The organism is Nesterenkonia alkaliphila, assembly GCF_009758175.1.
Lineage (GTDB): Bacteria > Actinomycetota > Actinomycetes > Actinomycetales > Micrococcaceae > Nesterenkonia > Nesterenkonia alkaliphila.
Genome location: NZ_WRPM01000089.1, coordinates 1 through 12,754, shown reverse-complemented (window position 1 = coordinate 12,754; position 12,754 = coordinate 1). Strand labels below are relative to the sequence as shown.

Here is a 12,754-nt window from a genome sequence, read left to right as displayed (position 1 = left end):
CAGAACGAGCCATACCTCATTCTACAACCCAACCGCTTAACTATTTACGAGACACACCACTAGTTCACCCGCGAACAGCCTGCAGCACCGTGTCGCGGATGGTCGCCATCTGCTCTGCAGTATGCGCCTCGCCGTTATAGCGCAGGAACGGTTCGGTGTTTGAGGGCCGCAGGTTGAACCACCAGCTGCCGTCCTCGGCGGAGACGGTCACCCCGTCGGTCCGGGAGATGGCGACGCCGCCGGCTTCCTCGAACACCGCCACAGCCCGCTGTGCCGCCGCAGCCTTATCCGCCACCTGGGAGTTGATCTCCCCGGAGGCGAAATAGGGGTTGAACTCCGCGGCCAGCTCGGACAAAGGCTGGTCCTGCCCACCCAGGGCAGCCAGCACATGCATGGCGGCCAGCATTCCAGTGTCCGCGTTGAAGAAGTCCCGGAAGTAGTAGTGCGCCGAGTGCTCTCCGCCGAAGACCGCACCCTCGGCGGCCATCACAGCCTTGATATAGGAGTGCCCCACGCGGGTCTCCACCGCCCGGCCGCCCTCACGCGCCACCAGCTCGGGCACCGCCCGGGAGGTGATCAGGTTGTGGATGATCACCGGCTCGGCCTCCCCTGAAGCCTGGGCCCGGGCGATCTCGCGCCGGGCCACCAGCGCGGTCACCGCAGAGGGCGAGACCGGCTCGCCGCGTTCATCGATCACAAAGCAGCGGTCAGCATCGCCGTCGAAGGCCAGGCCGATATCGGCTCCGTGCTCCAGCACCGCGGCCTGCAGATCACGCAGATTCTCCGGCTCCAGCGGATTGGCCGGATGGTTCGGGAAGCTGCCGTCCAACTCCCAATACAGCGGGATCAGCTCCAGCGGCAGCGCCGCCAGCCGCTCCGATCCCAGCACCGCCGGAGTGGTCAGCCCGGCCATTCCATTGCCGGCGTCCACCACCACTTTCAGCGGCCGGATACCGGCCAGGTCCACCAGGGAGCGCAGGCAGCCGGCATAGTCGGTGAGCAATTCAGCGGAACCTGACCAGGCGTCGTCGTTATCAGGGACCTCACCGGCATCAAGGTAGGCCTGGGCGGCGTCGCGGATATCCTCCAGACCGGTCTCCGCACTGAGCGGCACCGCACCGGCCAGCGCCATCTTCATCCCGTTGTACTCGGCCGGGTTATGGCTGGCGGTGAACATCACCCCCGGCGCCTGCCGGGTCCCGCAGGCGTAGTAGAGCATATCGGTGGAGATCAGCCCGAGATCGGTGACCCGGGCGCCACGGGCGGCGGCACCTGAGGCGAAGCTGGCCGCGAACTCAGGGGAGGAGGGGCGCATATCCCCGCCCACCAGCACCTGCTTGCCGGCCAACCCCAGCACATCGGCAAATGCGGCCCCCACTGCGCGTACAGACTCCGCAGTGATGGTTTCCCCCACGATCCCGCGCACGTCGTATGCCTTGAACGATTGGCTCAGATCAATACTCACCTGCACATCATATGCCGGTGGCCGCTAGACTGAGGGGATGGAGATCCTCATGCTCTTGCTCGCCGGTGTGGTGATCTTTGTGCTGATCCGGAGAATGATGCAGCGCCAGGCGCAGAAGATGCACCACCGGATTCAGGACGAGATCACCCCGGAGGCCGCCCGGGCGGCTGCGCTGGCGCTCAACGACGACCAGCACAAGGCTATTTACCAGGCCATCGCGGCAGAGGACGCCAAGCGTGCCCTGACGCTGTTCAAGGAGGCCACCGGCGCCTCCATCCAGCACAGCATCGTGGCGATCCAGGCCCTGTTCCGCTTCCCGCAGCCTGCGCCTTCTGAGATCCGCTTTGAGGAGGATTTCAATCTCAACGGCGGCGAGGAGGAGGTCAGCGAGGAGTACCTCGAAGACGCCATTGATCAGGTCCGTGAGGATACGGAGAACGACGCCGCCCCCTCGTCTCAGACCCCGGATGAGGGGCCGCTGGCAGAGGCTGATCCCAACACCGGAAAGATTGTGGGGGAGAACAAGGATCAGATTCCGGACATCCCCGGCGGAGAGCAGCCAGCTGCTGCCGGTGACCACGATGAGGACTTGGAGGCCAAGGCCCGGGAACTGATGGCAGCTGAGGGGTTCAACCCGGATGAGGAGCTGACCATCCCGGAGGACTGGGCCGCCGAGGACGAGCAGGCCGGCTTCCACCTGGAGGTCCAGCGCGGGGAGGAGAAGATCACCCTCTCCCATGAGGACCTGGAGCCCTGGGTGAATGACCAGATGTACGCGCTGCTGCGCGATGACCATGTAGACGAGGCCGCCGAGCTGCTGGCAGCGAACTCGCCGCTGACCCCCGCGGAGGCTCACCGGTTCCTGGTGGTCTTCAAGAACCAGTCCTGAGCCTTATGAGCTCTGGCGGTGCGGGTGGGATTCGAACCCACGGTTGGGGTTGCCAACAACGGTTTTCAAGACCGTCACCTTCGGCCGCTCGGTCACCGCACCTGGAGTGTTTCCAGCGCTCCACTATACGCCACCTGAGGCAGGTGCCGCGATGAGGCTCTTCGGTGGGCGCGGCATCCGGAAGGCCGGGGCCCGCAAAATCGATAAGGAGCTGGGCAAGGGGCTCTGGCGCCAGGCCCATGACCGGTATGTGCGCGGGCTGGACCGGTACCACCAGATCCTGGAGGGAGTGGAGGACGACGCCGCCTACAACCAGTTGGTACTCATCGGGGACGAGCTTGCCGAGCAGCTGCCGCGGGTCTACCGGCTCTGCCAGCGCGCCCATGAGCAGTTCCCGGCCACGGGGCTGAATGTTCCGCCGGGGGTCAGCCCGCTGCACTCCGGCCTCTCCCGGGCGGCCAATCATCTGGCCACCACCGCAGAGGCCGAGGCGATGGTGCGGCTTAAGCACGGGGAGCTGGCCTCCGTCCGCCACCGCGCTGATCAGGTCCTGGCCTGCCTGGCCGAGGCCGAATCTGCCTTGAACTGAGCCTGCTGGCCCTATAAATAATAACTGCGTATCCGGCGCCGAGAGGGGTGCGGATGCGCCTCCCTGCGGTGAGAGCTCACGGCACTGGTGGCAGGAGTGAGAACGATGATGAGTGGCGCGGACGGACCACAGAGAAATGGCGGTGATCTACTGTGGCGACCTCAACACTACCAAGTCGTTCGGCCAGCGCTACGACGGAGGCATCTGTGCCACCGAGCGGAAGATCTTTGTACTGGGAGACGAGATGGCTCATGCGCTGAAGGTCGGCAGGGGTGATGTCGAGCAGTTTGCCATAAGCGCCATCCGCTAGGTCTTGGAGAAACGTGGCTTCCACCTCTGAACCTTTGAGTACAGTGATCATGTAGCAGGCTTCTGCGATGACCGTGGCCGGAACTAGCAGATGTGCCCTGTCCACGGTTGCGAACCAGTCTCGGCACCGTTGGTGGTGCCCATCGGCCTCGCTGACAAGAGCCACCAAAACTCCGGTGTCGACCAGAATCAACGTCCGAAGCCCTTCGCCAAGTATTCGTCGACTCGCTGGGAGGCATTCGGATCAGCGTCCTTGATCATCCCCAGCGACCGAGGCCAGGGCGGAGAGGACTGGGCTTCCGAGGTAGTCTCTTCGAGAGTGCGGGCAACTCGTTCCAGCTCATCGGCGGGCAACCGATCGATGAGCGCATGCAGCTCTTCACGAGTTACGGTCATGTCCTGATTCTACGCCGACTGGTGCTTCCTAGTGGAGCCTGCTATCGGATTCGAACCGACGACCTTTCCATTACGAGTGGAATGCTCTACCAGCTGAGCTAAGCAGGCGCGCGGAATGCGCGGTCACCTATCTTATCAGCGGGCGGGAGCGTGTGCCTCGGGGGAGTCCTCATGCGGCAGCCGCGGGTCCTCATCCTCCGGGACCACCATGACTGGTCCCGCAGCATGCATCAGCAGCGAGGATGAGGTGGAGCCCAACAGGGCGCTGGCCATTCCGGTCCGGCCTCGAGTACCCACTACGGTCAGCTGGGCGGAGCTGGTCTCGGCGCGCAGCACCTCTACGGGGAGTCCGTCGATCACGGCGCAGCTGATCACCAGGTGCTCGAAGTGCCCGGAGAGCCAGCGGACCACCAGCTGCAGCCGGTCCTCCAGCTCCCGCTGGCGCTGGTGGTGCTCCTCCTCCCGAGGGCCCAGCTCCGGGTACCAGAGCAGCGCCCCGTCAAGCGGGGGAACGGCCAGCACAATCCGCAGCGAGACCCCGTGGGCGGCGGCCACCTCGGCGGCACGCAGAGCGGCCAGCTTGGACCCGTGGGAGGAATCCATGCCCACGGTGACAGGCCGCTCATCGGTGCTCACCCACGGGTTCTCTCCAGTGCTGAGTTCATAGTTGCGGTCCACCACCACAGTGGGACAGGAGGCATGAGCGGGCAGGGCGGAGGAGACCGAACCCAGCACCCGGCCGATGAATCCGCCGCGGCCGCGGGCGCCCACTACAGCAATCTCGGCATGGGCTGAATGGGCCACCAGCACTCCGGCGGCGTCGCCGTACTCCACCTGGAACTGGGTGCTGCCGGGATAGCCCTCCAGCAGGTCTCGGGCCTCCTGGAGGGTCTCCTCCGCGCCCTGGCGGGCCAGGGTGTGGCCGGTGATCTCAGTGGTGGGATCGGTATAGGAGGAGACTGCCCGGGGTACGGTGAACGCGGTCATCACTGTCAGCGGCAGCTCGCGCCGGAGAGCCTCGGCGGCGGCCCAGTGCAGGGCGCGCACTGCGTGCTCGGAGGCGTCGAAGCCGACCAAGACGCCCAGGGTGCCGTTGAAGTGGTGAATCATCACTCCAGCCTAACAGTGACCTGGCTCACACTCTAGGATGCGGGCCTCAGAGCCGGCAGCGCAGGCCCAGCGGCGGCGGCTCAGCTGCTGCAGGTCTGCTGACCTTCAAAGAGCTCACCGTCGATGAAGTAGCCGTCCACAATATCGGCCACGCAGGGGTTGTCTGGCCGGTAGCTGATGTGACCCTCGCCCTCGTAGAGCAGCAGCGCGGAGTTGGGCATCATCGAGTGCATGTTCTGGGCCCACTCCACCGGGGTGGCCGGATCCTCCGTGCCGCCGACCAGCAGGATCTGGGGCAGCTCATCACTGGGCTCCCAGGGCGCACCCGCCGGCTCGGTGGGCAGAGCCTGGCAGTATTCGGTGCCGGTGCCGATGAACTGATCGGTGAACGGGGTCTCCTCATCCAGCAGGCCCGGGCCCTCGAAGCCTTCGCCCGCCAGTGGGTAGTCCAGGCACATGATGGTCCGGAATGACCAGCTGGAGATCCAGTCGTAGCTGCCGTCGGGGTTGCGGCCGTCGTAGATATCGGAGAGGTATTGGAAGTACTCGGGGTCCCCGTTATCGATCCAGTCGGTCAGTGCCAGCAACAGGGCTTCCTGCCCGCCGGGCACGTACATAGTGGTGGAGAGACCGCTGAAGATCGTGGCCGCGCTGATCAGCCGCCCGTCTGAGGCCTCCACCGGGTTGTCCCACATCTCATCGATGCGCTCATCGATCCCCTCGACCACATCCTCGGCCTCCCCCTCAATGGGGCAGTCCTCGCGCTCAGCACAGTACTCGGCGAACTCCCAGAGCTGGCGCTCAAAGCCCACCGACTGGTCCGCGGTGACCCCGCTGATGCTGATCGAGGTGTCCATCACCCCGTCCAGGGCCCACCGGCCCACCTGTTCGGGAAAGATCTCCGCATAGGCCAGACCCAGTTTGGTGCCATAGGACATGCCGAAGTAGTGCAGCCGCTCCTGGCCCAGGGCATCGCGCATAATGTCCATATCTCGGGCCGCAGAGACGGTGTCGACGTGCTCGATGATGTCCCCACTGAGCTCCTGGCACTGAGCCACCACATCGGTGAAGTCCACCGCCTCGCCCACCAGATCAGCATCCAGGGTCTCATCGCCGGTGAGCTGGTTCCAGAGGTCGTATTCCTCATCCTCCATGCACTCCAGCGGGGCGGAGCGCGCCACTCCGCGCGGGTCGAAGCCCACAATGTTGTAGGCATCCTGCAGCTCGGACGTGAACACCCAGTCCACCTGCTCGGCCACAATCTCGTAGCCGGAGGATCCGGGCCCGCCGGGGTTCATCAGCAGGAAGGGGGCATCATCTACGGAGTCGGAGATGAACTCGATCTCGATGGTCTCCCCGTCCGGATCGTCATAGTCCTTGGGTACGGTGACCGCTCCGCAGTGCATTCCGGACTCACAGTCCTGCCAGTCCACCTGTTGGCCGTAGAACTCGTCCAGACCCTCCAGGGGGTCAGCGGGAAAGTGCTCTGGCGGGCTGTGCCCGGCATCGGGGGCAATATCGCTGTAGTCGGTGTTCACCGAACCCGCCGCGGCGTCGTCCGCTTCCCCCTCCTCAGCGGGACCCTGCTCTTCAGGACCCTGCTCTTCGGCACCCTCAGCGCCTTCTGCTTCCTCGGGGGCCGGCTCCTGCATTGCGGTATCGGCAGGGGGAGCCGGCTGGGGGTCCTCAGCGGCGCAGCCTGCCAGCAGGGCGAAGAGTACGACGCCGCCGGCAGCGGCGGACCGGGGAGCTTGTCTGATTGCCATCACTGACTCACCCTATCGATTGGCGAGCACATGCCGCTCAGCCGCGCCGGGTCCGGGGGATCAGCTGCATCATCAGGGCCTCTATGGCCAGGGCTGGGGGCACGTTCTGGGTGATGCGGATCCGGGCGGTGCTCAGCGCGTCCAGACAGGCCAGGGACTGTTCGGGGCTGAGCGTCTCAGCGAGTTCGGCCAGCTGGCTGGCCAGGTGCTGGTTGATCAGCGGGGCACCGGTGCCCAGTTTGATGCTCAGCACGTCCCGGTAGACGGCGGTGAGGTCGATCAGGGTGCGGTCCAGGGAGTCGGTGACCGCTCGTTTGGCGCGCCGGGTGGCCTCATCCTCAAGCCGTTTGAACTGGGTGCGCAGCTTCGCCGGGACCTTCTCCTCAGGTTCCAGCCCCAGGGACCGGCGCAGGGCGGCCTGCTCCTGCTCCAGCCGGGCGGAGGATTCGGACTCGGCATCGGCCTGGGCCATGGTGACCAGCTCGGCGGCGGCCAGCACCGCACCTGAGGCGGAGCGGACCTTCAGCGGCAGCGAGACGGTCTGCTCCCGGCGCTGCCGGGCCTGCGGGTCAGAGGCCAGGCGGCGGGCCACCCCGATGTGGTTCTGTGAGATCCGCGCGGAGAACTCGGCCTCCTGGGCGCTGAGCCCGTCGCGCTCGGCCAGCAGCCTCGCGACCTCCTCAGTGGGCGGGATGCGCAGGCTCACCGCGCGGCAGCGGGAGCGGATGGTCACCAGCACATCCGCGGGGGAGGGGGCGCAGAGCACCCAGATGGTCTGCGGGGGCGGTTCCTCAATGGACTTCAGCAGCACATTGGTGGCCCGCTCGGTCATCCGGTCGGCGTCCTCCATCACGATCACCCGCCACCGGAAGCCCTGGGGGCGGTCCTGGGCGGTGGTGATCAGTTCGCGGACATCATCGATCCGGTAGCTGACGTTCTCCGTGGAGACCAGCTGCACCGCAGGATGCGCCCCAGCGGCGACCATCCGGCAGGACTGGCAGGCCCCGCAGCCGCCCTGGTCACAGTTCAGCGCGGCGGCGAAGGCCCGTGCCGCATTGGAGCGCCCAGAACCGGGCGGGCCGGTGAACAGCCAGGCATGGGTGGGCGCACCGGAGGCCACCGCAGTCCGCAGCTGCTCCACCACAGCGGACTGGCCCACCAACTCGGCAAATACCCCGGCGCCGGCAGACAGGTGCCCTCCGGCAGCAGGGGGCGCGGGCGTCGTCGTACTCACCCTCCCACTCTATAAGCTGGCACCCACCTGCGGTCGCTCTACTCCCGGGGCTGCATGGCGGAGCTGACCGTGATCACCCCGGGCCCGTAGTGCTCATCGAGCTGGGACTGCAGGGATCCGTCGTCGTAGAACACCTGCACGGCCAGCTGGTTGCGGGTGGTGTCCACCCAGGAGCTGGTGGCACCGGGGATCTCGAGCTGCTGCTGCAGGGCGGTCAGCTCCTCCTCGGTGAAGCTGGCCTCGCTGATGCACAGCATCCCGCCCCATACCTCGCGCAGCGCGTCATAGGCGCCCTGGGGATCCTCGGTGACCTGGACGTTGAGGATCAGCAGCTGCGGGTCATTGAGCTGGCTCTCCAGCTCAAGGGTGTCCTCACCCTCGGCAGCGGCCTCGTTGAGGTCCTCGACGGTGACCGGATTGGGCGAGGTGTCCACCCACAGCCCCGCAAAGCCGGGAAGCTGCTCGGCGGCCTGCTGAGCCTGCTGCAGGGTCTCCTCTGTGGTCAGATCAGCATCGGCCACCTCCCAGCCTCGCTCCGGCTCCGGGCAGGGCGTGGTGAAGTCCGGGGTGCCCTGGGGCGGTGCAGGGGAGTCCTCATCAGGCAGAACCTCGTGCAGGGTGAACTCCTCAGTGGCGGGATCGAACACCCCGGCGAGCACGTAGCTGCCCCAGCGCACACCGGAGGCGGCCTCATGCGGGTGGTCCTCCCAGTCCCAGCCGATCACGGCGGGTCCGCTGCACTGCGGTGGATAGGACTCCAGCAGGTAGTGGCACAGCATGGGGCCCTCGGAGTCCTCCAACACTGAGGAGGCGGTGATCACCTCTGCGGCTTCAGGGGCCTGGAGCTGCGGGGGCTCAGCGGGCAGCTCGGCGGCGTCCACGGCCAGCACCACCCCGCCGGAGGAGGAGACCTCGGCCGGCGGGACCGGCGGGGCCTGGTCGCCGGTGGGATCATCCCGGCTGGGGGCATCACCGGTGCCGCAGGCGCTGACCACCAGTGCGGCGGCGGCCGCCCCGGCTGCGGCCAGGGCGGTGCTGCGTTCACGAGGTGCCGCACGGTTTTTCATGGCACCACCGTAGGCTGATCCAGGCTGCTGCCGCTACCGTGGAGGGTATGCAGGTACTGACGGAGATCAACGACGACCTCGCCCGGCTCACCCAGGATGCCCGCAACATCGCGGTGATCACCGGCGCCGGTTTCAGTGCCGAGAGCGGGGTGCCCACCTTCCGTGAGGCGCAGACAGGGTTGTGGGAGCGGTTCTCTGCCCAGGATCTGGCCACCACTGATGCGTTCTACACCGCTCCGGCTCTGGTGTGGACCTGGTACCGGTGGCGCCAATCGCTGATCCAGCAGGTGGAGCCTAATCCGGGGCACACCGCGCTCGCAGACTGGCAGCGGTGGTTGGCCGGCCGCGGCGGGGAGCTGAGCATTGCCACCCAGAACGTCGATGACCTGCACGAACGCGCCGGAGCCCAGGTGTTGGCGCATCTGCACGGGTCCATCTTTGAGCACCGCTGCGCGGAGTGCGGGGTTGCCGCGGAGCTGCCGGATCCGGACTATGACGGGTTCCAGGCCCCACCTGAGCCGGAGGAGCCTCCGCTGTGTGCAGACTGCGGGGCCCATATCCGGCCTGGGGTGGTGTGGTTCGGCGAGATGCTGCCGATGGAGGCCTTCGAGGCTGCTGCCGCTGCGATCCGGAAGGCGGATCTGGTGATCGTGGCCGGGACCTCCGGGATTGTGCAGCCGGCGGCCTCGCTGCCCCTGCTGGCCCTGGAGCGCGGCACCCCGCTGATCGAGGTCAACCCGGAGCCCACCGAGCTCAGCGATGCCATGGACTTCTGCCTGCGCGGGCCCTCCGGGGATCTGCTGCCGGCCCTGGCTGCCGCGGCAGGGGCTCGCTGAGTCCTGCTATGAGTGAGATTATTTTCCTGCTAATTGTTAGGTTCACGTCCTGCTCCATGTAAAGTAGGGCCATGGTGTACCAGCGGCGGATCATTGATGAAGAGCTCGATGAACTCTTTGCTGAGCTGCCAGCGATCGCGCTTGAGGGACCTAAGTTCGTGGGTAAGACCACGACGGCCGAACAGCGCAGTGTTGCACAGCTGAGGCTGGACGCCCCTCGCGTGCAGGAAGCAGTTCGGGCTGACCCCGCACTGGCCCTCCAGCAATCGAAGCCGCTGCTGATCGATGAATGGCAGAAAGTGCCCTCTATGTGGGATGCAGTGCGCCGAGCTGTGGACGATTCGAATGGTGCCGGTGGCCAGTTCCTGCTCACCGGCAGCGCCACGCCATCACCTGGTGCCACGGAACACAGTGGGGCCGGGCGTATTACCAGTATGCGGATGCGTCCGATGTCTTTGGCTGAGCGGGGCTCAGCGGAACCCACAACTTCACTCAAGGATCTCCTCTACTCATCGATGCCTGCTGTTCAGGGGTGGACTGACCTGGGCCTGGCCGACTATGTCCGAGAGATCGTCATGTCCGGTTTCCCGGAGTTCAGGAGGGCGAACCTCCGGGTGCTTCGCCGCAGCCTGGATTCGTATCTGCGGTACGTAGTGGAACGGGACATTCCCGAACTAGGGGTCAGTGTCCGCAAACGTGATGCACTCTTGGCCTGGCTGCGTTCATACGCTGCAGCTACCGCGACTACTGCGAACTTCTCCGCCATTCTGGAGCGGGCCGTACCCGGAGAAGTGCAGATGCCCTCCCGGCAGACGGTCAGCCATTACCGTGAGCTACTGGAGCAAATATGGCTTCTGGACCCCGTACCTGCCTGGCACGCCCCGTGGTACGCCTTGGGGCGGCTCAGTGAGACTCCCAAACATCACTTAGCCGATCCTGCACTCGCAGCCCGGCTTCTGGGCCTCTCTGCTGAGGATCTGCTGCATGGCCGGGACTCCACCCCGTCTCCGCCCCGAGGCTCTATCCTCGGGAACCTGTTTGAATCGTTGGTGGCGTTGTGCCTGCGCGTATACGCGCAGGCGGCCGAGGCTGATGTTCACCATTTGCGCACACGGAACGGCGATCATGAGGTTGATTTCATCATCACGGGTCACGACGGCAGCGTTGTGGCCGTCGAGGTGAAGCTGTCTGGGGAGGTGTCCGCCTCAGATCTCAAGCATCTGAAGTGGCTGAGGTCGAAGCTTGGTGAGAACCTTCAACAGGCGGTTGTCATCACTACAGGCCCTGCCGCCTACCGCCGCGAGGACGGTGTCGCTGTCATCCCGCTGGCCCTGCTCGGCCCCTGAGCCGTACTAGTAGATCTCGAGCCTCTCCCATACGCACGCCTACACAAGAAAGCTTCATTCGAGTAAACTTTACTCACGTGAAGTTTAGTGAGGTGGTGTGATGTTCATCGGTCGACGCAGGGAGCTGGCCGAGCTCAATACTCTGTTCGAGACTGTTCGGAAGGGCGGCCGGGGTGACAAAGGAATCGCTGTGCTGCTCCGGGGTCGCCGCAGGGTCGGCAAGTCACGCCTGGTCACTGAGTTCGTCGCCCGCAGCGGTGCACCACATGTCTACTTCCAGGCAGCGCGCCGCGCTCCAGCGCAGCAGGAGCTCAACTCACTGGCAGAAGCCGTTGCCGCCTCCGATCTGCCTGATGCGTTTCTCGCCGAGGACACTTCTCCGGCCACATTGACGGCCGCGCTGACTCTTCTGGCCAACGCGCTCCCCGAGGATCAGGCCTCAGTGGTGGTGATTGATGAGGCACCCTGGCTGTTGGAAGGATTCTCTGGGGGAACTGGTGAGCTTCAGCGCGTATGGGACCGGCTGCTCAGTCGTAAACCAGTTCTGCTGCTTCTGTTGGGCAGTGACCTCTCGGCGATGGAACAACTCATGGCTGCCGATCAGCCATTTTTCGGCCGTGCCACTGAGATGGTTCTGAACCCTCTTTCTCCGGCTGAGGTCGCTGCCATGACCGGGACATCGGGGATTGAGGCGTTCGACGCCTACCTGATCACCGGCGGCCAACCGCTGGTTGCTCAGGAATGGGAAGCCGGGATGAGCCCCGAGGATTTCCTCGCTGAGTCATACCAGCGGCCAACCAGCGCATTGGTGGTCTCAGGGAGCCGGAGCCTAGAAGGGGAAGTCGGCGGCAGCCACCTGGATCACGAGGTGTTGCTTGCGGTTGGAGCACACGGGGAGCGGAGCTTCTCTGCCATCCAGAAGGCTGGTCGGGAAGGTGGGTTTGCCTCGGCTTCGCTGAGCCAGGCGTTGACCCGCCTGCAGGAACGCCGTCTGCTGGCTGCGGATGAGCCGCTCTCTACTCGGCCATCCAGCAAGTTGCGGCGGTTCCGTGTGGCAGACCCGGCGCTTCGCTACTGGCTGGCATTCGTTGAGCCGGCACTGGCAGATATCGACCGCGGGCGGGGTGATCTGGCTGTGCTGCGCCATGAGCAGAACTACCCGTCGTGGCGAGGCAGAGCGGTGGAGCCTGTTGTTCGCGAGTCCCTCGCCCGGCTGTTGCCGGACCCACAATGGCCGCGGGTGCGGCAGATCGGCGGGTGGTGGCCGCGGAACAATTCCCCAGAGATCGATATCATCGGTGCCGATGCCCGCCCCGCCAGCGAGGTGGTCTTTGCTGGCACTATCAAATGGCGCGGGGATCGTCCCTTGGACAATCGGGATGCCCGCAGATTAGCTCAGGACCTCGTCTCCGTCCCGGGGGCCGGTCCACAGACGCCGCTGGTGGGTGTGACTGCTTCCGCTGCTGTCCCGGATGCCGGTTTCGCCCAGGTATGGACAGCCCAAGACCTTCTTGCCGCCTGGCAGCACTAACGGCGCTGCCTGCTCGCCTAGAACTGCTTTCCTCCGGTGCGTGGGGCGCGTAGTTAGTCGCCGGAGAAGTCCTTCAGCCGTTGGGCGACGTCGCGCCGCTCACTGGCCATCAGGTGCAGACCCAGGTCGGCGGATAGCCGGGCGAACATTTCTACGCCCTGGATGCTGTTGCCCTCATCGTCCAGCCGGGGAGCAAAGGAAGCTAGGCCCACCTGA

13 protein-coding genes and 2 tRNA genes are annotated in these 12,754 nt (G+C 65.6%); 5 read left to right on the top strand and 10 right to left on the bottom strand.

From position 1 onward, the window contains the following. Nucleotides 1-64: 64 nt before the first annotated feature. On the bottom strand, nucleotides 65-1,465 hold the full coding sequence (locus GNZ21_RS12400) for a phosphomannomutase/phosphoglucomutase (RefSeq protein WP_188503828.1): 1,401 nt from the start codon (nucleotides 1,463-1,465) through the stop codon (nucleotides 65-67). 37 nt (nucleotides 1,466-1,502) lie between these two features. Between GNZ21_RS12400 and GNZ21_RS12395 the strand changes: the two genes are divergently transcribed. Beyond that, complete coding sequence (locus GNZ21_RS12395; RefSeq protein WP_157324823.1) at nucleotides 1,503-2,354, top strand: hypothetical protein; 852 nt, start codon at nucleotides 1,503-1,505, stop codon at nucleotides 2,352-2,354. 13 nt (nucleotides 2,355-2,367) lie between these two features. Here GNZ21_RS12395 and GNZ21_RS12390 read toward each other — a convergent pair. Further along, a tRNA-Ser gene (locus GNZ21_RS12390) sits at nucleotides 2,368-2,456 on the bottom strand. Between the two features lie 49 nt (nucleotides 2,457-2,505). Between GNZ21_RS12390 and GNZ21_RS12385 the strand changes: the two genes are divergently transcribed. Beyond that, on the top strand, nucleotides 2,506-2,943 hold the full coding sequence (locus GNZ21_RS12385) for a hypothetical protein (RefSeq protein WP_157324821.1): 438 nt from the start codon (nucleotides 2,506-2,508) through the stop codon (nucleotides 2,941-2,943). A 76-nt stretch (nucleotides 2,944-3,019) separates the two neighbouring features. Here GNZ21_RS12385 and GNZ21_RS12380 read toward each other — a convergent pair whose 3' ends face one another. From GNZ21_RS12380 to GNZ21_RS12350, 7 genes are all read right to left on the bottom strand, one after another. Next, the gene (locus GNZ21_RS12380) at nucleotides 3,020-3,445 is read right to left on the bottom strand and encodes a type II toxin-antitoxin system VapC family toxin (protein WP_157324819.1); all 426 of its coding nucleotides are present in this window, start codon (nucleotides 3,443-3,445) and stop codon (nucleotides 3,020-3,022) included. Beyond that, nucleotides 3,442-3,648: a hypothetical protein gene (locus GNZ21_RS12375; protein WP_157324817.1), complete on the bottom strand. Its 207-nt coding sequence runs from the start codon at nucleotides 3,646-3,648 to the stop codon at nucleotides 3,442-3,444. The genes GNZ21_RS12380 and GNZ21_RS12375 overlap by 4 nt, the downstream gene beginning before the upstream one ends. 32 nt (nucleotides 3,649-3,680) lie before the next feature. Continuing rightward, nucleotides 3,681-3,756: transfer RNA gene (locus GNZ21_RS12370), tRNA-Thr, on the bottom strand. A gap of 27 nt (nucleotides 3,757-3,783) precedes the next feature. After that, entirely contained in the window at nucleotides 3,784-4,758 is a 975-nt protein-coding gene (locus GNZ21_RS12365; protein WP_157324815.1) for a universal stress protein, read from the bottom strand. 80 nt (nucleotides 4,759-4,838) lie between these two features. After that, on the bottom strand, nucleotides 4,839-6,524 hold the full coding sequence (locus GNZ21_RS12360) for an alpha/beta hydrolase (RefSeq protein ID WP_157324813.1): 1,686 nt from the start codon (nucleotides 6,522-6,524) through the stop codon (nucleotides 4,839-4,841). A gap of 37 nt (nucleotides 6,525-6,561) precedes the next feature. Continuing rightward, a complete protein-coding gene (locus GNZ21_RS12355; protein WP_229659605.1) occupies nucleotides 6,562-7,758 on the bottom strand; it encodes a DNA polymerase III subunit delta' in 1,197 nt (398 codons plus the stop codon). Nucleotides 7,759-7,796: 38 nt separating this feature from the next. Further along, the gene (locus GNZ21_RS12350) at nucleotides 7,797-8,825 is read right to left on the bottom strand and encodes a hypothetical protein (protein WP_157324811.1); all 1,029 of its coding nucleotides are present in this window, start codon (nucleotides 8,823-8,825) and stop codon (nucleotides 7,797-7,799) included. A gap of 47 nt (nucleotides 8,826-8,872) precedes the next feature. Between GNZ21_RS12350 and GNZ21_RS12345 the strand changes: the two genes are divergently transcribed. The 3 genes from GNZ21_RS12345 (at nucleotide 8,873) to GNZ21_RS12335 (ending at nucleotide 12,538) form a co-directional block, all read left to right on the top strand. Further along, complete coding sequence (locus GNZ21_RS12345) at nucleotides 8,873-9,661, top strand: NAD-dependent deacylase (protein WP_157324809.1); 789 nt, start codon at nucleotides 8,873-8,875, stop codon at nucleotides 9,659-9,661. Nucleotides 9,662-9,732: 71 nt separating this feature from the next. Beyond that, nucleotides 9,733-11,007: an ATP-binding protein gene (locus tag GNZ21_RS12340; protein ID WP_157324806.1), complete on the top strand. Its 1,275-nt coding sequence runs from the start codon at nucleotides 9,733-9,735 to the stop codon at nucleotides 11,005-11,007. A gap of 100 nt (nucleotides 11,008-11,107) precedes the next feature. Beyond that, nucleotides 11,108-12,538, top strand: coding sequence for an ATP-binding protein (locus GNZ21_RS12335; protein WP_157324804.1), 1,431 nt, complete (start codon nucleotides 11,108-11,110; stop codon nucleotides 12,536-12,538). Nucleotides 12,539-12,591: 53 nt separating this feature from the next. On the opposite strand, the gene GNZ21_RS12330 is transcribed toward GNZ21_RS12335, so the two are convergent. After that, on the bottom strand, nucleotides 12,592-12,750 hold the full coding sequence (locus GNZ21_RS12330) for a glutaminase (RefSeq protein WP_331250827.1): 159 nt from the start codon (nucleotides 12,748-12,750) through the stop codon (nucleotides 12,592-12,594). Nucleotides 12,751-12,754 lie beyond the last annotated feature (4 nt).